Source organism: Novosphingobium sp. PhB165, from assembly GCF_004341845.1.
Taxonomy (GTDB): Bacteria; Pseudomonadota; Alphaproteobacteria; order Sphingomonadales; family Sphingomonadaceae; genus Novosphingobium.
Genome location: NZ_SLVB01000012.1, coordinates 17303 through 37011, shown reverse-complemented (window position 1 = coordinate 37011; position 19709 = coordinate 17303). Strand labels below are relative to the sequence as shown.

General features: G+C 60.8%; 15 protein-coding genes. 13 read left to right on the top strand and 2 right to left on the bottom strand.

The window, feature by feature from the left end; genetic code table 11:
- The first annotated feature begins 4 nt into the window (after positions 1-4).
- The 9 genes from EDF56_RS23075 to EDF56_RS23035 all read left to right on the top strand — a co-directional run bounded on the left by EDF56_RS23075 (position 5) and on the right by EDF56_RS23035 (position 12108).
- Complete coding sequence (locus EDF56_RS23075; RefSeq protein ID WP_243652806.1) at positions 5-1561, top strand: FadD3 family acyl-CoA ligase; 1557 nt, start codon at positions 5-7, stop codon at positions 1559-1561.
- 821 nt (positions 1562-2382) lie between these two features.
- Positions 2383-2961, top strand: a complete 579-nt coding sequence (locus tag EDF56_RS23070; protein WP_132392024.1) for an RNA polymerase sigma factor — start codon at positions 2383-2385, stop codon at positions 2959-2961.
- Positions 2936-3952: a FecR domain-containing protein gene (locus EDF56_RS23065; protein WP_132392022.1), complete on the top strand. Its 1017-nt coding sequence runs from the start codon at positions 2936-2938 to the stop codon at positions 3950-3952. Before EDF56_RS23070 ends, EDF56_RS23065 begins: the two co-directional genes overlap by 26 nt.
- Positions 3924-4202, top strand: a complete 279-nt coding sequence (locus EDF56_RS23060) for a hypothetical protein (protein WP_132392020.1) — start codon at positions 3924-3926, stop codon at positions 4200-4202. Before EDF56_RS23065 ends, EDF56_RS23060 begins: the two co-directional genes overlap by 29 nt.
- Before the next feature lie 184 nt (positions 4203-4386).
- The gene (locus tag EDF56_RS23055; RefSeq protein WP_165912344.1) at positions 4387-6891 is read left to right on the top strand and encodes a TonB-dependent receptor; all 2505 of its coding nucleotides are present in this window, start codon (positions 4387-4389) and stop codon (positions 6889-6891) included.
- Positions 6892-6905: 14 nt separating this feature from the next.
- Positions 6906-8993, top strand: coding sequence for an Atxe2 family lasso peptide isopeptidase (locus EDF56_RS23050; RefSeq protein WP_165912343.1), 2088 nt, complete (start codon positions 6906-6908; stop codon positions 8991-8993).
- Between the two features lie 232 nt (positions 8994-9225).
- Positions 9226-9651: a GFA family protein gene (locus tag EDF56_RS23045; RefSeq protein ID WP_132392014.1), complete on the top strand. Its 426-nt coding sequence runs from the start codon at positions 9226-9228 to the stop codon at positions 9649-9651.
- A 319-nt stretch (positions 9652-9970) separates the two neighbouring features.
- Positions 9971-10840 (top strand): TauD/TfdA family dioxygenase, encoded by an 870-nt coding sequence (locus EDF56_RS23040; RefSeq protein ID WP_165912342.1) that lies wholly within the window; start codon positions 9971-9973, stop codon positions 10838-10840.
- 98 nt (positions 10841-10938) lie between these two features.
- Complete coding sequence (locus tag EDF56_RS23035) at positions 10939-12108, top strand: MaoC family dehydratase N-terminal domain-containing protein (RefSeq protein ID WP_132392010.1); 1170 nt, start codon at positions 10939-10941, stop codon at positions 12106-12108.
- A 208-nt stretch (positions 12109-12316) separates the two neighbouring features.
- Here the strand turns inward: EDF56_RS23035 and EDF56_RS23030 are convergent, their stop codons facing one another.
- Positions 12317-12544: a hypothetical protein gene (locus tag EDF56_RS23030; protein ID WP_132392008.1), complete on the bottom strand. Its 228-nt coding sequence runs from the start codon at positions 12542-12544 to the stop codon at positions 12317-12319.
- Between the two features lie 320 nt (positions 12545-12864).
- On the opposite strand from EDF56_RS23030, the gene EDF56_RS23025 reads away from it, so the two are divergent.
- The 4 genes from EDF56_RS23025 to EDF56_RS23010 all read left to right on the top strand — a co-directional run bounded on the left by EDF56_RS23025 (position 12865) and on the right by EDF56_RS23010 (position 18798).
- Positions 12865-13938 (top strand): AraC family transcriptional regulator ligand-binding domain-containing protein, encoded by a 1074-nt coding sequence (locus EDF56_RS23025; RefSeq protein WP_132392191.1) that lies wholly within the window; start codon positions 12865-12867, stop codon positions 13936-13938.
- Between the two features lie 375 nt (positions 13939-14313).
- On the top strand, positions 14314-17025 hold the full coding sequence (locus tag EDF56_RS23020; RefSeq protein ID WP_165912341.1) for a TonB-dependent receptor: 2712 nt from the start codon (positions 14314-14316) through the stop codon (positions 17023-17025).
- A gap of 201 nt (positions 17026-17226) precedes the next feature.
- A complete protein-coding gene (locus tag EDF56_RS23015) occupies positions 17227-17862 on the top strand; it encodes a carboxymuconolactone decarboxylase family protein (RefSeq protein WP_165912340.1) in 636 nt (211 codons plus the stop codon).
- 171 nt (positions 17863-18033) lie between these two features.
- Positions 18034-18798 carry an SDR family NAD(P)-dependent oxidoreductase gene (locus EDF56_RS23010; RefSeq protein ID WP_243652805.1) on the top strand — a complete coding sequence of 255 codons (765 nt, stop codon included), beginning with the start codon at positions 18034-18036 and terminating at the stop codon, positions 18796-18798.
- A 541-nt stretch (positions 18799-19339) separates the two neighbouring features.
- Here EDF56_RS23010 and EDF56_RS23000 read toward each other — a convergent pair.
- Positions 19340-19597, bottom strand: a complete 258-nt coding sequence (locus EDF56_RS23000; protein WP_132392002.1) for a hypothetical protein — start codon at positions 19595-19597, stop codon at positions 19340-19342.
- Between the last annotated feature and the right edge of the window lie 112 nt (positions 19598-19709).

The window sequence follows — 19709 nt, the reverse complement described above, 5'->3', positions numbered from 1 at the left end:
GGGCATGAGCGACATGACGGAAGCGATGGGAACCTGGCCCGCGACGATCCCCGGCGCGGCGGCGGCAGCGGCCGAACGCTGGCCGGATCGGGTGGGCCTGATCGTGGGTGAAAGGCAGTGGACTTTCGCCCAGCTCTGGGCCGACGCGCGGGCGGCGGCTTCGGCGATCCTGGCCAGCGGGGTCGGTCATGGCGACCGGGTGGCGATCTGGGCACCGAACACCCGCGAATGGATCCTTGCCGCGCTGGCCACGCACGTGGCCGGGGCGACCGTCGTGCCGCTCAACACCCGCTTCAAGGGCGCGGAGGCGGGCGATATTCTGCGCCGCGCGAAAGTGCGGATGCTGTTCGCGCCGGGCGATTTTCTGGGGCAGGACTTTGCGGACCTGATCGCCGGGGAGGACTTGCCCGATCTGGCCGAAACGATCCGGATCGACAGCGGCTGGGATGCTTTTGTGGCGCGCGGCAAGGGATCGGACGATCCCGCCGTCGATGCCGCCATGGCGCGCCTGACCGGGGACGACCTCAGCGATGTGATCTTCACCTCCGGCACGACCGGGCGGCCCAAGGGCGCGCTGACCGCGCATCGGCAGGCGATCCAGATCTTCGGAGACTGGTCGGTCCGCGTCGATCTGCGGGAGGGCGATCGCTACCTGATCGTCAACCCGTTCTTCCATACCTTCGGCTACAAGGCGGGGTGGGTGCCCTGCCTGCTGCGCGGCGCGACCATCGTGCCGATGGCCATGTTCGACGTGGGCGAGATGGTCCGGCTGATCGAGACGGCGAAGATCAGTTTCATTCCCGGTCCGCCGACGATCTACCAGTCGCTCCTTCAGGAATTGGCAGGCGACAGGCCCCGAGACTTTTCCTCGCTGCGCGTGGCGGTGACCGGCGCGGCGCCGGTGCCGCCGGTCCTTGTAGAGCGGATGCGCGGCGAACTGGGCATGTCCAACGTGGTCAACGGCTATGGCATGACCGAGTGCGGTGCCATTGCGATGACGCGACAGGGTGACGATGCCGATACGATCGCCCACACTTGCGGCTATCCGCTGCCGGGGATCGAAGTGCGCTGCGTGGACGGTGCCGGCCACGACCTGCCGCCGGGCGAGGCGGGCGAGATTCTGGTGCGCGGCCATGCGGTGATGCGCAGCTATCTGGACGATCGCGCCGCCACGGCGGAGGCCATCGATGCGCAGGGCTGGCTGCACACCGGCGATGTCGGCACCATCGATGCGCGGGGCTATCTGGCGATCACCGACCGCAAGAAGGACATGTTCATCTCGGGCGGGTTCAACGTCTATCCGGCGGAAGTGGAGAAGCTGCTCAACGCTCACCCGGCAGTCGCGCAGGCGGCGGTGGTGGGCGTGGCGGATGACCGCATGGGCGAAGTGGGCCGCGCGTATGTGATCGCCCGCAGCGGTGCGGCACTGACCGCCGAGAACCTTGCCTCATGGGCTAAGGCGAATATGGCGAACTACAAGGTGCCACGCAGCTTTGTGCTGGTATCGGACCTGCCACGCAATGCCGCGGGAAAGGTGCTGAAGACAAAACTGAGGACGTGACCGCGGGGCCCCTCTCAAGGGGCGTAATGGCCTTGTGACGTGTTGCAACCAGATTAGGCTGGCGGATGGACTTCAACGAGGTGGGACCTCACCCATGGCTGGGGTTCATGTTGCCGGCCGACTTTGCTTCATCTGCTGGGGACGAGCTCCGACCGATGAAGTGCCGATTCTCTTGTTTTGGTCCGTGGCAAATCCGAGGCCGGACATAAGGGCGATCTATTTCTAAGTTCTCAAAAAATTTAGCGGAAAGGCCCTCGCCTATCGGAGTGGATTCAAAAAATTAATTCTGCGTTCGTCGGCATCAGAGGCAGTATCATGCCGATCGTGGCGGCAGCGCAACTTGATAATATTGAGATCACTTTGCCTCGCAAGAGATGACAGCGGCAACCATCATCAGGTTATTGGGCGGAGTAAAGCGGTCTGGAATCGTCCGGGCGGCTGAGATGCATGTCCAAATCTTATGTGACTAAAGGTCTCGGCCCATGTCTCAAGACACTGGTGTCCCTCACGCCCGGCACTTTTCATGAAAACTGCCGCTTGCCTTGATGAGCTCTATCCGTATGGTTGCAAATGCGCCTTCAAAGGGTGTGAAGGCGAGCCAACTGCCTTGCAGGAAAAATCGCTCGGTGCATGCATCCGGGCCGCTGGCGTGAATGTCCAGGCCTCAGGCTAAAGACGTCGGTAATCGATTCCAAGTGTTGGCCCCGTGCGGCGAACGCCGCGCGGTCTCCGGCTGGAGAACTGCCCGTGGTTTTGGGCAAGAAGAACGCGTCTTGCGTGCGCGTATTCAAAACCCCTCTCGTTGCAGGAGGGGTGATCTCATGCGGCTGAATATCGACGTAGATTGTCCGCGAGGCTCGACGCTCGGCGAAGGTGATCCGCAGCCTCCTGAAGATCGAGCTTCATTTCCGAAGGGGAACTGGATCGACCGGCTCTACCGGTCCCACCGCGATAAGCTTGTGCGATTTGCCATGCGCCACACCCAGCCCGATCGCGCGCCTGATGTCGTCCAGCAACTCTTCGCCCTCGCTGCAAGGGGGCAGGAAAATCCGCTCGAAGTGGACGCGCCAGGCGCTTATTTGCAGCAGGCTACGATCAACCTGATCCGGAGCGAGGCAAAATATGACCGGCGTCGCTGTGCAAGCCTCCACGTCTGTTCGGATAACGTTCCGATCGCCGACGTTGACGCTGTCGCGGCCTCCGAGGCCCGCGACATGCTGGTCCGGCTCGAAGCGATCATGGCCGAATTGGCCCCTTGTACCCGCGAAATCTTCCTCGCTCACCGCTTTGACGGCTTCACCTACACAGAAATTGCGGTCCGGACGGGGCTGAGCGTAAAGACCGTCGAGAAACACATGAGCCGCGCGATCGGGCATGTCACTCGAAGGCTCGATCCATGACGCCGTGCAGGAAAGCGATGGGAAGGGAATGAGCCTCGAGCAGGATGCCGATGACTGGTTCGTTCGGATGCGGGGACCGGATGCGGAGGCCGTCCGCGCCCAGTTCGAAGAATGGCGCGCCGTGCCTGCCCATGCAGAAGCCTATGAACGCAGGGTACGGTCCTTCGACACGACCATGTTTCTTGCCAGCACAGGCACTGTGCGAAACCGGAATCTCGATATCGCGAAACCCTGGGCGCAGCGAAAGTATGCAGCAGGAGCCGTTGGTCTCTTACTGCTGGGGGCGCTGGTTCTCATTGTAGCGCATCGCGATTGGAATGCGCCGCAAGCAGTCTCCCGGATGGAAGTGGCGTCACTGGAAGAAGCACCCAGGCGAATTGCTCTTCCGGACGGGTCGACGGTAATCCTGGACCGCGGATCGAGGATGCAGATTTCCTTCGATCGGCATTGGCGGCTGCTGCGGTTGCTCGCCGGGCGCGCGCGCTTTGGCGTCGCGCACGATCAAGCGCGACTATTCGTGGTCGAGGCAGGCGCGGGCAGGGTGATTGCGTACGGTACGCTCTTCGATGTGGAGCTTTCGCCGAACGTTGTGAGGGTTGCTCTTCTGCGGGGCGCTGTCGAAGTGCGCGATGCCAGTGCCGAGCATGGCAGTAGGAGACAGGACCTCACAGCCGGGCAGGGAATTGCGATCGAAGGAGGCTCCGTTGGCAAACCCACACCGATCGTTGCTGCCGATAGCCAGTGGCCCAACGACATGCTGGTTCTTGACGGGGTGGAAATCGGACAGGCTGTCGCCGCTTTCAACCGGACCGCTCCCACTCCAGTCTTGTGCGAGGTGTCGTCGGCCCGGTCCATGAGGGTCACCGGAGCGTTCAGGCGATCGGATTCCGAAGGCTTCGCTCGGCAAGTGGCTGCCACATTCGGCTTAGGCTTCGAGACGCGCGAAGACGGCAGTTTCGCGATTGTGGGCGGCGCGCGTTCAGGAAGGTAAGGGCACGCCGTCAAAGAGCGGGCGAGCCGAAGACATCGCGCGCGACCTGATCCCTGTCTGGCCTCGCGACACCAAGTTTGGAAACGGTTGCTGGGAACTGCTCTATCAGGCCTATGTCAAAGGCCGCTATTCACCGCACTATGTCATTCGCGACGTTGAGCTCGAATGGTTGATCGAGCGGATCGAACTGCTCGATGCTGAGGTGAAGGCGATCTGCGAGAGGCGCCTCGAGATATCTCGGGCCACATAACGGCTCGTTTTCAGGGCATTGCCGCTGAGAGTTTGCGGCGAAGCCGGGCGGTCCCAAAAAATATTTGAAATTAGCGTAGGGTGTTTCTGCACGGATGGCGCTTCGCCTCCGAAGGGTTCTGCCAAGAGCAGACCTCGGGGATGGAGGTTCATACGTGCGTTACCACCTACTGGCGTGCTGCAGCATGGCTGCGGCCGCAACGATGATCTGTGCGCCGGCTGCTGCGAAAGCCGATGCGAGGATCGAGGTCCATCTTCCGGCGCAGCCGCTTTCCGCATCACTGCGCGACCTGGGGCGCCTCTTCGGCCGCAATGTCAGCGTCGATGATGCGGTGGTCAGGGACCGGATTGCTCCTGCGGTCGATGGCAACCTGACATTCGAGGAAGCGATCGGCTCTGTCCTTGCCGGCACCGAGCTGAAGTTCAATCCTTCTGGCGGCGGCGTGATCGTCAGCAAGCGTGCCGAAAACGATGCCGAGGAGGGCGGCATCGTCGTGACGGGCTCGCGCATCCGCGGCGCCCCGGTCGCCTCGACGCAGCTCACATACGGCCGTGAGGAAATGCGCAATGCCGGGCAGTCGAGTGCGGATGACGTGATCCGCGCCATTCCGCAGAACTTCTCAGGCGGCCAGAATCCAGGTGTGGGCGCCAACCTGCCGGGCGGAAAGAACATGGACGTTGGCGGCGGGGCCTCGATCAATCTGCGCGGGCTGGGAAGCGACGCGACGCTGACGCTGCTCGATGGCCGCCGGCTCAGCTTCGATGCAGCCCTGCAGAGCGTCGATGTCTCTGCCATTCCCTTCGGGGCGATCGAACGCATCGACATCGTGCCTGACGGCTCGTCGGCGCTGTTCGGCTCCGATGCGGTTGCGGGCGTTGCCAATATAATTCTGCGCCGAAACTTCGACGGGCTGGAAACGACGGCTCGTCTCGGCGGATCGACCGATGGGGGCAACTTCCAGCAGCAATATGGGGCAACGCTCGGCAAAGTGTGGTCGTCCGGCAGCGCCATGGTCTCGGGAGAGTACGGGAGCAACTCCGCGATCAAGTCGAGCCAGCGCTCCTACCTGAAGGACACCTCACCGGGCCTCGAAGTCTTCCCGGCGATGCGTCACTACAATGCCGCGTTGACGCTTCGCCAGGACATCGCCTCCAATCTGACTTTCGATCTCGACGGCATCTACAACGACCGCCGGCGTGAGCAGGTCATGCCGCTCGATGCGACCGGGGAGCTCTCGGTCAGCCGATACGACACGCTTCAGAAGGCCGAATCCTGGGCGTTGGCGCCGAGCCTGACATTGTCGCTGCCGGCGGGGTGGGAAGTGACGCTTGCCGGCAGCTATGGGTGGAACAAGGTCTACTACGAAGGGACCGTTACCTACGGCGCCACCTCGGCGAGCGTGGGCAATGGCTTCTATCGCAATGCGACAGCCAACGTGGAAGCGAGCGGCAACGGCAAGCTTGTCGATCTTCCTGCGGGGGCCATCAAGGCGGCATTCGGGACCGGCTATCGCCGCGACGAGTTCCACCGTGAGACGACCCTTGGACCCAGCCAGTTCGTCGATAAATCCCGCGACAGCTATTACGCGTTCGGGGAGCTCAGCATTCCCGTCATCGCCCCCGATCAGAACTCGCCTCTGGGCAGAAGTCTCAATCTGAGTGCGGCCGCGCGCTACGAGAAGTATCCCGGTATCGCCTCGGTCGCGACGCCCAAGCTGGGCCTGATCTACGATCCGACGAAGGACGTGTCGATCAAGAGCAGCTGGGGCAAATCCTTCCGTGCGGCGACCTTCTACGAGCAGTATACCGCCAACCCCGGATACCTTGAGGACTCCTATTACTTCGGCGGTACGAGCGGGACGGTGATCGACTTCCAGGGCGGAAATCCCGATCTCAAGCCCGAGCGATCGACAAACTGGTCGGCAACGCTTGTGCTGCATCCGACCGCTCTCGACGGTGCCGAACTGGAAGTGAGCTACTTCGACATCCGCTATCGCAATCGGATCGTGACGCCGATCACCTATACGCGCGAAGCCCTGACCAATCCGGTCTACGCGCCATACGTCACGCTCAATCCCACGGTCGACCAGCAGAACGACGTCATCTCGCGGCTCATCACCTTCACCAACCTGACCAGCGGGCCTTACGATCCCGCCAGTGTCGTTGCGATCATCGACAACTCCAACGTCAATGCCGGGCGTCAGGACATCCATGGCGTCGACATTCTCGGCCGCTACAGCTTCGATCTTGGCGAGGGACGTCTGAGCGCCTCGCTCAATGCAAGCTATCTCGACAGCAAGCAGCAGCTCGGCCCCGGCCAGGATTGGACGCAGCTGGCCGGCACGCTCTTCAATCCGCCGCATGTTCGCGGTCGGGGTGAGCTGGGTTGGACCGGCGGCGACGTGACGGCCACTGCCGCAGTCAACTACATCGGGCCGGTCCGCGACATCCGATCGATGCCGTCGATCAAGGTCTCCGGCATGGTCCCGGTCGACTTCACGCTGCGGTTCCATCCCACCGGTCTGCATGGAGCGCTCGGCGGGATCGACGTGATCGCTTCGATCCAGAATGCCTTCAATGACAAGCCGGATACGATCGCCACCAGCTCGTTCCTCGACACGCCCTACGACAGCACGAACTATTCCCCGTTCGGCCGGGTGGTCAGCCTGTCGGTGACCAAGAAATGGTAATTCGCGTTCCAGCCATGCTCGCGGCGCTTGCCGCAGGCATGGCCTCGCCGCCGGCGCATGCCACCTGTGAAGACTTTATGCCACCGGCTGCGGGCGCGGATGGGAAGAGGGACATTACCACCCAGGACCTCGCCCGGTTGCGCGATATCGGATATCCGGAAGTCATGGGTGGGACCGCAAGTCCGTTTGCGCTTTCTCCCGATGGCAAGACCATTGCCTTCGTAATCACGCGCGGCGACCCGAAAACAAATTCGATCTGCTCGGCGCTGGTCACGGTCGCGACCGACGGCCGCTCTTCTCCCAGAGTGCTCGATAGAGGCGGCGCGCTTCCCAAGCTGGCAGGGGTGTTCAGGGGCGTGTTCATTTCGACCGGTTTGCCTGAACTCATCACGCCCGCCTGGTCGCCCGATGGCAGGTCGCTTGCTTACCGAAAACTGGTCGACGGCGTAGTCCAGATCTTTCGCGTCGGAGCCGATGGCAGCGGTGCACGGGTAGTGACGCAGTCTCCGGTAAATATCGAGGATTTCTCCTGGTCGCCCGACGGGTCGCACATAACCTACCTCGCCAGACCAGGGGAGCTCGAGTCGAAGCGAAAGGCGGTGGCAGATGGCCTTTCCGGCTGGCGCTACGACTCGAGCATACTTCCCCAGCAATCCTGGGAGCCGCAGCCCTGGGCGAGTGACATCCCGCAGCAGGCTTTGACTGTGGATCTCGAGACCGGGGTGGTACGGGCGGCAACCGAAGACGAGCGAACACGCTCGTGGCCGCCGCCCGTACCGGGTACCCACGGCGGCGCAGCGGTAAAGGCGAGCAATGGCGCGATCGCCTGGACCGCGGGGACTACCGATCATCCGGAAGCGCCGCTGCGAGTGTGGTCACAAATGCCCGGCGGCAAGGAGCTTCCCTGCGGTCTGGAGCAATGCGCCGGGCGCATATCGCGGATATTCTGGGAACAAGGCGGGCCCTCGGTTCTGTTCCTCCGGCGTGAAGGTTGGAACGGCGAGGATTGGGCGCTCTATCGTTGGAAGCCGTCATCGGGCCGCATCTCGCTTGTCATGCGGACGCGCGACGCACTGACCGGCTGCCTCCAGGCATCCAGCGAGCTTATATGTGGCCGTGAAAATGCGACCACGCCTCGCCGCATCGCTGCGCTCGATCTGAAGTCCGGGCGCTTTAGACCTATCTTCGATCCAAACCCGGAATTTGCCGGTCTCAGGCTGGGGATGGTTCGCAGGCTGCGCTGGGTCAATGATCGGGGCCTCCCGGCGTGGGGCGATCTTGTCCTTCCACCGGGGTACGATGGACATGCCAAATTGCCGATGGTGATCGTCCAGTACCATAGCGCAGGCTTCCTGCGCGGCGGCATCGGCGACGATTATCCAATCTATCCGATGGCCGCGAAGGGCATGGCGGTTTTGAGCTTCGAACGGCCACCGTCCTCTTCCTCGATCATCCCCGGTCTGAAGACCTGGGAAGAGACGCTTGCCGCAGATCACAAGGACTGGAATGAGCGGCGCAGCCTTCTCTCGTCACTCGATCGCGGCATCGACGCGGCAATTGCAACAGGCTTCATTGATCCGGGCCGGATTGGCATCACCGGGCTCAGCGACGGCGCCTCGAGTGTCCAGTTTGCCTTGGTCAACTCGCGGCGGTTCTCCGCGGCAGCCATGAGTTCATGCTGCGACGATCTGCTGAGCTCGCTTGCATTGGGAGGCTTTGCCTGGGCCGACGAGAACCGAAAGACCGGGTTGCCATCTTTTGTCGACGATGACCGGGAATTCTGGAAGCCGCTATCGCTGACCGTCAATGCGCGGGCGATCGACACGCCGATCCTCATGCAGCTTGCCGATCGGGAAACGCTGCTGGCGCTGCCTGCGTTCACCGCGCTTCGCGAAACCGGAAAGCCCGTGGAACTCTTCGTCTATCCCGACGAGTTTCATGACAAGTGGCAGCCGGCTCATCGCCTCGCGACGTACGATCGTTCGATCGACTGGTTCGCGTTCTGGCTTGCGGGACGTGAGGATGCGGATCCGTCAAAGCGGGAGCAATATTCCCGATGGGAGGCTATGCGGGTTGCCGCGAAGAGGACGCAGACGCCCTGAATTCCGCTTTCCTATAGCCGCAATATCCTCGCTGAAGCCGGCGCCGTGGGGCGCATAAGCCGAAATCTGGGATAGCTCTCAACTTTGTTGAAGTGGCCGGTAGGCGATTGTCCGGTTCGGGGCCGGTATGAGGAGATGGCTGCCGTTCGTCCGGTGTCGAATTTCACCCGATGAACGAAGGCAACGGGATCATCTCACTGGACCAGGTTCTGCATGAGTATTAATTAGGCTCATGGGCACCGCTTCCTCGAACCAGTCTAACATTTCCGGCTCCTGTCTTTGCGGAACCGTTCGCTTCAACATCCACGGTTCCTTCGACAGCTTCTACCTCTGCCATTGCTCGCGGTGCCGAAAGGGAAGCGGCACGGCCCATGGCGCAAATCTTTTCGCGACTGAGGCATTACTCCATTGGGTCGCCGGAGAGGCTGAAGTTAAAACTTTTCGGCTGCCTGGCACCCAGCACCAACGCAGCTTCTGCGTCGAGTGCGGGTCAGCGCTCCCGGATGTCCAGATGGATGGCGCACTGCTCAAGATTCCAGCAGGCTGTCTCGATGGACCCATCAAAATGCGACCGACAGCACACATCTGTTGCGCCAGCCGTGCAGACTGGGACGTTGATCTGGATGAGATTGTCATGATCGATGGCCTGCCCGGCTGAACGCGCCGAAGCCCGGAGTGCCAACAATGAGTGTTGATTGCCACTGAGAAGGGCTCGCATTTCGATAGCCATATACGGGGTCGCGCAGGGGATTTCCCCAATCCTCCGCGCTATAATCGTGCGGCTGCCAGAATTGACCGATCGTGACACTGCGGGAAGATCGTCTGGGAGATAGTGCGCCGGCAGCCTCGAAAGTGATCTGGAGGGCAGGCGGACGAACGGGCAATATCGCTGAATGAACTTCAGACATGGATGTTTGAAGGCTTGCAAACTCGGCGGCTCCATGCCGTCATTTCAGCAGGGCTCCCGCGAGATTTATATGACCCGGTTTGAACTCGAACCCATCACCGAGCGCATTGGCGCTTACGTGCATGTCGCCGCGCAGGACATTCTCAACGACGGTGTTCCTGACAAGATCATGGCCGCGCTGAACACGTATGACGTTCTCGTATTTCCCGAAGTCCATATGACCGATGACCAGTTCGTCGGTCTTTCGGACTATTTCGGCGAGAAGCACGATCTGGCGGCAACGCAGGACAACTCGGAAACGAGCAAAAAGGGCATCTACCGCATCGAACTCGATGCCGGTGCCAAGGACAAGAACCAGCTCGATTACATCGCAGGGAACGACCTGTGGCACATGGACGGCACGATGTACAACGTGCCGGGCAAAAGCACTCTCCTCAAATGCGAGCGCCCGGCCAGCGAGGGCGGTCACACCGAGTTCGCCAGCCTGTTCGCCGCGTATGAGGCGCTGCCGCAATCCCGCAAGGAGCAGATCGAGGATCTGCGGGTCATCCACTGCATGGAGGCGATCGGCATCCAGCTTTACGATACGCCCAGTGAGGACGACTTCGCCCGCTGGAATGCGCTGTTCCCGGCCACCGAGCATCCGCTCGTCTGGCATCAGAAGGATGGCCGCACCTCGATGCTCATTGGCGGGACAGCCTATGACATCGGCAGTATGGAACATGCGCAAGGCCGGGCCTTCCTCGACGACCTTCTCGCTTGGTCGACACAGGAGCAGTTCACCTATCTGCACCGCTGGAAGAAGGGCGATATGGTGATGTTCAACAATCCCGGCCTGCTGCACCGCTCGCACCCGTACAATGCGGCATCGGGCCGCATCATGCATCGCACGACCATCAAGGGCACCGAAGAGATCGAAAGCGAACGGGTCGCGAATTGACGCGAGCCCTTATCCAACCGTTTTGGCCGACAGCGCCGGTTTTCCGCGCCGCGTAGCCGTACCCGTCGTTTTCCAATTATTGAACAAGAGGCCCGCACATGAGCGACCCCATTCTCGACTGCTCGGACATCGATCAGTATCTCGGCAAACCCATTACCTCGTCGCGCATTCGCGAACCCATTGCGAACAATGATATTCGCCGCTGGGCGCATGCGATGCACTATCCCAACCTGCTCCACTACGATCCGACCTTCGCGGAAGGCAGCCGTTGGGGCAGGATCGTCGGTCCGCAGAGTTTCGCATGCGCCATCGACGACGGCATGGGGACCTCACCGGCCTGTGTCGGCGGCATCCCCAATTCTCACTTGCTGTTCGGCGGTGAAGAATGGTGGTTCGAGGATCGCCGCATTGCTGCGGGCGACTGGGTTCATAACGAACGCATTCCCTTCGACTATGTGGTCAAGGAAACCAAACTGGCCGGGCCGACATGTTTTCAGCGCGGCGATAATTTCTATACGAACCAGCACGGCCAGCTCCTTGCGAAGCAAAGGTCCACGGCAATTCGTTACAACGCCGCTGCCGGCGGTGCGAACGTCAACAGGGACGAATTCGACGAGCCCGAATGGACCGACGAAGAGATCGCCTTGCTGGAAATTCGCAAGCTCGGCTGGATCCGAATGCTTCGCGATCTGGGGCACAAGGAGCGCTGGTGGGATGACATCAGCATAGGCGATCAGTTGCCCGAGCGTGTGTTCGGTCCACACAGCATTGCAAGCTTCTCCACCGAATGGCGTGCCTGGATCATCAACACCTGGGGCGCTGTGCAGGTTCGCAAGATCGACATGATTGCGCTTGGCTTCACGCCAGAAATGGCGGGATGCGAGAACGATCCTGACATGCTGCTTGAAAATCCGGAGATCACCGACGGCGCATATTATGGCCCGTCGCGCGGCCACCTTTTCCCGAAGTTCGCGCGCAAGATCGGGATGCCGCGCGCCTATGGTTACGGGGGCGCGATGGGCGCCTGGGTCGTGGATTATCTTTCCGGTTGGGCGGGAGAATACGGAATGGTGCTCCATTCCGCCGCCAACTTCCGCGGTCCTGCGCTTTCCGGCGATGTTACAATTCAGACGGCGGAAGTGGTCGACAAGACCATCGACGCCGACGGGCGTCATCTGGTCCATGTCAAACATCATATGGCGAACCAGAAAGGCGTTACTATGGCCACCGGCACCGCCGAAATTCGATTGCCGAAGAAGCCGGGCTGACACGGTTACTGCGTTGCAGGCAGTCTCGGGAGTCAATCTCGAGACTGCCTGCGGGCTCCATGGTTTGTGACTTCAGACGTCCGCTCACGCGCAATTCAAGCAGGAAGGCCCGGCGAAGGTTGTTTGCCATTTACACCACTATCTGCAGTGCCAACGCCTGGAACAACCCAGCGTCGCAACGAACACGTAGACGCGCACGGCCTATGCTTCAACGCACGCGCTTCTCGCTGAAATCAATCGGAAGGTGATGACCTGGCGGTGTCGCAAAACGCAACGTGCCCTTGGCTTCGGCAGCAAGCTGCTGACGGCATCCTGCCGCAACGCGCTCGACCGTGCGCTGGCTGACTGCGATACCCAACTTCTCGCAGCAGACCCTGACGAACAACGTCGGCATTACGGCGATGGCGGAAGAAACGCTCTTGTGGCCGTTCTTCATGGCCGACCAGCTTCCCAATCGTCGCTCGGCGTTGGCAGGGCTGTCATCGCCTGGCGCTCAAATACCACTCACGGTCGTCCGGGAACAGCACAACTCGCGCGCCAGGCGCTTGTTTCCCCAACCAAGCTTAGTCAGCCTCAGCATTACATCACATCGGGCGGCCGGCGCCGCAGGTCTGTAATGGGCTTACGCACCCGACCCCAGGTTTGTCGATGCGACGCTGTTGACTGAAAAGGATGAAGTTTGCAGCTTCAGTCTCTCCGAATTTGGCAAATATTGCTTCAAGTAAACGAGGCCTGCGTGGGCGAGGAACATCGATGATGACAGCAGACATTGGCGGATCGGACTTCGAGAGATTGAATGCGCCGCTGCTGCGTCACTTTACGGTCCTCGTCACGGAACTGGGCGGCGATCTGCCAGCTTTGTTGCGCGAGGTGGGCATACCCCCCCATAGCTTCTCGGAATGCTCGGGGGTTCTGACCTATACGCAGGCGATTCGTCTGCTCGACATCGCCTCCCGGCGAGTAAAATGCCGAGATTTGGGCATGCGGCTTGCGTTGCGACAATGTGGGGGCGCCGGTTTTGGCACTCTCGGCAATGTTATGCGCAATTCGAAAACTTTCGGCGACGCCCTCAGGTCGGCCAGCGAACATTGCCGCGCGCACAGCCGGGCCGCTCGGGTCTGGCTTTCCAGTGATACCGAGCATTCGACGACGTTTGCAGGCCATGAACTGCTGCTCAGCGATACGGCCAATCGGGCGCAGCTTATCGAGCAGATCTTGCTTATCGGTCACCTTGAAGCATTGGAAATGACCGGCGGATTTTCAAGAGCGCGGCGAGTGCATTTTCGCCATGAGCCGGTATCTTCACCTGCTCTGTATAGGCGCAATTTCGGATGCGATGTCCTGTTCGGAGAACCGGCCGACGGCATCACTTTCTCTTCCGAGGACCTGAGCCACCACGTCATCAATCAGGACGCCTACGTCTACCGGGACATGATCCGCCATCTGGAAGAGAACTTTCCGAAGCGCGGGCTTCCCGTCGACGCGGAAGTGCGGGGACTGGTGCTTCGTTCGCTGGCTATGGGGGACAGCTCGAGCGACAGTGTGGCTCAGGCACTGAACCTCAACCCTCGAACGCTGCGGCGCAGGCTTCGGCATGAAGGCTTAAGTTTTCAGGAACTTAAGGACGAGATTCGCTGCGAGCTCACGCGCTATTATCTTGAGCGAACAGATCTCGAATTTCGCGAGATTTCCGAAAGACTGGGGTTTGCGGAACAGTCGATTTTCTCTCGAAGTTGTAGGCGTTGGTTCGGAAAATCACCCACGGAATTCAAAAGCGCATTGTGCCCGCGCGATGAGCCTGTCCGGAAAGGTCAAGCCAAATGCGGATGAGTTGGCGCATGCTCCACCCAATGAGAACATAAACTGTGCGTCGGACGAAGTCGTCCGGCACGCGGATCAAGGGAGGGAGAGCAGGGTGCGACTGCAATCCCCTATGCACACGGCAATCATGAGCTTGGCCTGGCGCTGAGCTCTGGCTGTCCATCATGACCGGCCGTGCTCCGATGCACGGCGCGATGGGCCGTGAGCAGGGGAAATCAGCCAAATCCTGAACTCGTCCCGAGGAATCGAGGACGAAAGAACGAGTCCAATCAAGGCGTCTTGTTGCCTCGATCGGCCGCAAAGGCCGGCGAGTTGGATCTAACCGGGGAGGAAAAATAAGTGGCAAGAATGTACAAGTATTCGGCCCGTCGATTTGCGCTTGGGGTGGCATCAATTGCTGTCATGCCGACTGCTGCGCTGGCACAGACCGATGCCCCGCAGCCTGCGCCGGACCAATCGGCTGCCGAGCAGGTAACAAGCGAGCCGATCGTTGTGATCGGCACGCTCATCCGCGGAATTGCTCCAGCCGGTAACAACGTTATCGACGTCGATACAGATAAAATCCAGTCGACGGGCGCTGCCTCGACCAGCCAGGTTCTCAGCACGATTCCCCAAGTTGGCAACTTCTTCAACGGCCTACCGGCGGGCGTCTCGCAGCAGCCAGGCGCCAACACAAGCAACCCAATCAATCGACCGAACCTTCGCAATCTGCCGGGAGCAAATACGAGCGGCGGTGCGCAGACGCTTGTCCTCTTCGACGGCCAGCGCGTCGTCGGTGCCGGCATCCAGCAGGTTGCCGTCGATCCCGACATTATCGCCCCGGGCGTGATCCAGCGGGTCGAGGCGATGACGGACGGCGGCTCGGCAGTCTATGGTTCGGACGCGCTTGGAGGCGTGATCAATTTCGTCACCCGCGATCGTTTCAACGGTGTGCAGGTCGACGCCCGTTACGGCATCGGCGAGGACTATCAGTCGGTCGATGCAAGTGCGATTGCCGGCAAGGACTGGGGGTCAGGTGGCCTCTATGTCGCGTACGGTTATTCCCATCACGACAGCGTGTTCGGCTCCGATCGGGACTGGGTGAAGCAGGTCGACTGGAACACCAATATTCCGACTGGTCGCAACTGCGCCGAGCCCAACGTGACTGTCGGCGGAAGGTCCTACATCCCATCCGGATCCGGTATTGTGGCGGGAGGCCCCAATGTCTGCGATTTCTCGGATCCCGTCGCCATCTATCCGACGACGACACTGCACACTGTCTTCGCCCGGCTCAACCAGCACCTTTCCAGCAATGTCCGCTTCGACATGACGGCTTTGTACGCCAATCGCTCGATCGATCAGATTGGCGGTACGTTGGGGACGGGCGCTCTCGGAACGGGCGCAGCGGGTCAGGCGACCCTTACCAGCGCTTCGCCGTTCTACCGCCCGACGGGTGATGTCAACGCGGGACTGCCCCAGGTTGTCAAATACGACTACAGCCCGCTTTACGGAACCCGTTCGGCGACGCAGGAAACCGATCTCGAAACATGGCGCGTGGCGCCTTCGCTCTCGGTCGAACTCGGCTCGGATTGGGAGTTCAGCGGCCTGTTCAGCTACGGCCTGTCGACGACTTCGTTCAGCAACGCCCAGATCAGCGCAGCGGCCCAATCGGCAGCTCTCGCGGCCGGCACACTCAACCCTTACGACGTGGGCTCGACCGCTCCGGGCGTCGCCTCCGGACTGCTCCGCTACGCCACGGGTACCGGCCGGAACGAATTGTTCGACTACCGGGCCATCGTCAACGGGCCGGTGTTCGCGCTTCCCGGCGGCATGCTGAGAGCCGCCGCCGGCTATGAGCACATGCAGGACAACTTCACGCGGCGTACGTCGAATGCGTCGACTTATGCCCTGCAGGATCCGACGAACTATACCCAGAAGGTGGACTCGGTCTTCGGGGAACTGTCCATCCCGATCGTCAGCGACGACAATGCCATGTCGTTCCTCAACGAGCTGACACTCTCGGCATCGGCGCGGTATGACAAGTACAACGACTTCGGCGACACCTTCAATCCGAAGTTCGCGGCAACTCTGCGCCCGGTCGAGTGGATCGCGATCCGAGGAAACTGGGGCAAATCCTTCACGGCGCCTTCGCCGGTCGATCAGCTTGGCGTTCTGGCGTCCTCGGTGGCGACGGTGCCTGCGGCATTCCTGCGCACACCGCCCGGGGTCACCGCAGGTCCCGGTGAAATCGGCCTGTTCGTCTCGGGTACGGCTCCGGGCATCCAGCCGCAGAAGGCGACAAACTGGTCGATCGGCGCACAGATCGATCCGCCGTTCGTGCCCGGGCTCACGCTGAATGCGAGCTATTACAACATCGACCTTACCGGCACGATTGGCCGTCCGGTGACCGGCGCGGATCTCAGCGATTACTATGCCAACTTCCCGCAGCTCTATGCCGTTCGGCCCAGCGGTCAGGAGCTTGCAAACTACCTTACCCAGTTCGATCCGGCCAATTTCAACTTCACCGTTGCGAACCCTACGTCGACCAGTCAGGCGATTATCACTTCGGGCGGCACAAGTTCCCCGGTTCTTGTCGCGCTCGACACGCGGGCAAGAAACCTCGGTACCGCAAAGCTCGACGGGATCGATTTTTCGGCAAACTATGTGCTCGACACCAGCTTCGCCTCGTTCGACGCGAGCGTTGCGGGTAACTACCGGCTTTCGCAGAAGTCGCAGGCGCTTCCTTCGCTGCCGGTCGCCGACGATTTGGCGTTCAATACCCCGGTATTCCGCATCCAGGGCACCTTGGGCACGCGGGTCGGCGGGCTTCGGGCGCAGATCACCTGGAACCACACTTCGGGTTACAAGCGAGGCACGGTTGAATTCGGTCAGACCCGGGTATCCGCCTTCGACGCGATCAACTTGTTCTTCAAGTACGACGTGAAATCCAAGTCTGTCTGGGCAAGCGACTTGTCCTTCACGCTGAACGTCCAGAACCTGTTTGACGCGGCGCCGCCCGAGTTCCGCTCGGCTGCCGGGCAAGGCTACGATACCACGCAGGGAAGTGCTTTCAGCATCGGCCGCATCGTCCAGCTTGGCGTAACCAAGAAGTTCTGATGGTATGTCGGACCGCCCGACCCGCAATGGTCGGGCGGTCCGCGGCCTGCTTCCTCAGTAGCGATGTGTGGTTTGCGTCATATCTTTGTTCCAGCAATTCTGGATTGCCCCACGGCCGGTTCGATACGCTATCGCCATTCCGGGTGGAAGCGCTTGCCAGTCGCATCTGAGCGGGGTTTCGCCGTTTCAAGAAAGTCCACAATGAACGACTGCCGCATTCAATCCGGTCCGACGCATTTCGACATCGATGCACGCGATGCGCAAGTTTCGGGAAATCCCCGCATCGCCCCGCTGGACCCGCACGAGTTTACCGATGAGGCACGGCAGCTGATCGCGGAGACTTTCTCCAAAGTCGAAGCCATCGACACGTCGGACATTCCGTCCATCTTCGGCATCATGTTCAAGCATCCCGGGCTGTACCGGGCTCAGTTGCAATTGGGCAACGAACTTGGCCGGGGCGGCTGCATCCCTGCGCGCGAACGAGAACTGGCGGTGCTGCGGGTCGCGTGGCTGTCGCGAACGCCCTACGAATGGGGGCAGCACCTCGTCTATGGCAAACAGGCCGGACTTTCGGACGAGGAAGTCGAGCGCGTTACCCAAGGGTCGGATGCTGACGGCTGGGATGACTTCGATCGGGCAGTCGTGCGCGCGGTGGAAGAGTTGATGGGTGACTATGCCATTGCCGACGCCACGTGGGAGGTGCTGGCCAGTCGCTGGAGCGAACCGCAACTCATGGAATTACCCGGCCTAGTCGGCCAATACGTCATGGCTGCGATGGTCTTCAACACAATGCGCTTCGACCTGCTGGAGGGAAACACCGGATTGCGCAGGCGCTGAGAGCGGGGGGCCACAGGCTTGATCGATTTCCCAATCATCCCATCGCGGTGGCGCTGAAAAAGCGGCGCCGGTGGCCTGAAGGCGCAGGTGCATACATTGTCGCCTTCGCGGACAAGCACCGGCAGCTTTTGCATCCGGCGAAAAAATGCACTGACCCCGAGGAGAGAACAGATGAAAATGATCCCCGCACCGCTTAACGGGAAAGTCGCCGTCGTCACTGGCGCTGGCTCGGGCATGGGGCGGTCGATCGCTGAGCGCTTCGCTCGCGACGGCGCCAAAGTGGCGGTATGGGATATCAATGGCGATGCCGCAGCCGAAACCGCAAAGGGCATCACCGATGCTGGAGATGCCGCCATCGCCCTCGCCGTCGATTGCGCCGATGAGGCCGCGATCAAGGCGGCAGCGGATGAGACCCGAACCGCGCTCGGCCCGATCGACATTCTTGTCAACAATGCCGGGATCGGCCCACATGTCCGGTATTTCGATCAGGACGTCGCCATGTGGGAGGAGATGCTGCGCATCAACCTGACAGGACCGCACCTGTGCATCCGCGAGATGCTGCCCGCAATGCTGGATGCCGGGTGGGGCCGGGTCATCAACATCACATCCTCCTCGACTCAGAGCGGCTCGCCCAGCCAGGCGCATTATGTCGCCAGTAAAGGCGGTTTGCTCGGACTGACCAAGGCATTGGCCCTCGAATTCGGCAAGAGCGGCGTCACATTCAATATGGTCCCCCCAGGCTCCATCGACACGCCGATGCTGCGCCGTGCGACAACGCTCGATATGGAAGCATTTGGAAAGACCATCCCGGTCGGCCGTCTGGGGGTTGGCGAGGACATCGCTGCCGCTTGTGCCTACCTCGCTTCGCCCGACGCTGGTTACATCACCGGCCAGACCATCAGCGTAAATGGCGGCAGATACATGGGGTCTGCCTGATCCCGCGCACGGGTTTTGCAGAGGTCGAAGGGCCATAAGACGCGGACCTGGTTCAGTTTGAAGGGGCGCGAAGTCTTTGCCTGGGGTCGCCTTGAAACTCCCATCGCGAGGGCCCCGGCGGCCTTGCCCATGGCGATCAGCGGAGGGCTGTATGCGTCATTGTCCTCTCGCTCCAGTACAGCACGTGTCCGCCGGTATCCAGGATCGCAATCGTGAGGGGGGCAAGTGCGAGCTCGTGACCCTTCGCGTGAGCGACGGAAATTACCCTGCGCGCCTGTTCTAGCGAGATTATCTTCGTTCCTGTTCACTCGGAAAGGTAATCGAATTCCGACATGTCGGAACAAACCATTCTCACTGGAAGGCTCACTCAGCTCAATTCACCGACCGGCAATGCCTGCCGCCAACAGGCATTCATCGCAGGTGCGAATGACCTCAGTTGCTAATGCAGCTTTTCTGTTGGGTTATCCGAGGGGCGGGGGATGGACAGCAGCAGAGCTTGAGAAGGTTGCCCTACGAATATTTTTGCGCTGTCGCTCGAAAATTACAGAATAACGGCCGAGACAAGCGCGAATACGCCGTATTTTGCGAAGCAGGTAGAACGGAGGCGTCGCGCCAATGGTGCACCTGTTGCAACGCTGCTTCCCTTGGTGGCGATCTTCCGGGTTTGCAGGATCGGGTCGAGCGCACGTTTTACGAATAAACGCGAAATTCGACTTTTCATCGAATTTGACGACGATATTTGCGGCACGAAAATCGCGATCGATCCGCGTTGTTTAGATCCTCCGGCTTCAAGCATCATACTAAATGATGGATTTTCCGTCTGGTCATGCTGGCGGAATTGGCGGTTCTGGCAAGTTCAAACCGCCTGTTATCGCGGCAGCGAAGTTCTGTGCGCGACACCGAAATGTCGC

What these genes read in the sequence shown, in the direction of transcription:
- EDF56_RS23040 (WP_165912342.1), top strand. Translation starts at nt 9,971, where the DNA reads ATGACCCGGTTTGAACTCGAACCCATCACCGAGCGCATTGGCGCTTAC.
- EDF56_RS23075 (WP_243652806.1), top strand. Translation starts at nt 5, where the DNA reads ATGAGCGACATGACGGAAGCGATGGGAACCTGGCCCGCGACGATCCCC.
- EDF56_RS23010 (WP_243652805.1), top strand. Translation starts at nt 18,034, where the DNA reads ATGAAAATGATCCCCGCACCGCTTAACGGGAAAGTCGCCGTCGTCACT.
- EDF56_RS23045 (WP_132392014.1), top strand. Translation starts at nt 9,226, where the DNA reads ATGGGCACCGCTTCCTCGAACCAGTCTAACATTTCCGGCTCCTGTCTT.
- EDF56_RS23030 (WP_132392008.1), bottom strand. Translation starts at nt 12,544, where the DNA reads ATGAAGAACGGCCACAAGAGCGTTTCTTCCGCCATCGCCGTAATGCCG.
- EDF56_RS23015 (WP_165912340.1), top strand. Translation starts at nt 17,227, where the DNA reads ATGAACGACTGCCGCATTCAATCCGGTCCGACGCATTTCGACATCGAT.
- EDF56_RS23070 (WP_132392024.1), top strand. Translation starts at nt 2,383, where the DNA reads ATGCGGCTGAATATCGACGTAGATTGTCCGCGAGGCTCGACGCTCGGC.
- EDF56_RS23065 (WP_132392022.1), top strand. Translation starts at nt 2,936, where the DNA reads ATGTCACTCGAAGGCTCGATCCATGACGCCGTGCAGGAAAGCGATGGG.
- EDF56_RS23035 (WP_132392010.1), top strand. Translation starts at nt 10,939, where the DNA reads ATGAGCGACCCCATTCTCGACTGCTCGGACATCGATCAGTATCTCGGC.
- EDF56_RS23025 (WP_132392191.1), top strand. Translation starts at nt 12,865, where the DNA reads ATGACAGCAGACATTGGCGGATCGGACTTCGAGAGATTGAATGCGCCG.
- EDF56_RS23000 (WP_132392002.1), bottom strand. Translation starts at nt 19,597, where the DNA reads ATGATGCTTGAAGCCGGAGGATCTAAACAACGCGGATCGATCGCGATT.
- EDF56_RS23050 (WP_165912343.1), top strand. Translation starts at nt 6,906, where the DNA reads ATGCTCGCGGCGCTTGCCGCAGGCATGGCCTCGCCGCCGGCGCATGCC.
- EDF56_RS23055 (WP_165912344.1), top strand. Translation starts at nt 4,387, where the DNA reads ATGGCTGCGGCCGCAACGATGATCTGTGCGCCGGCTGCTGCGAAAGCC.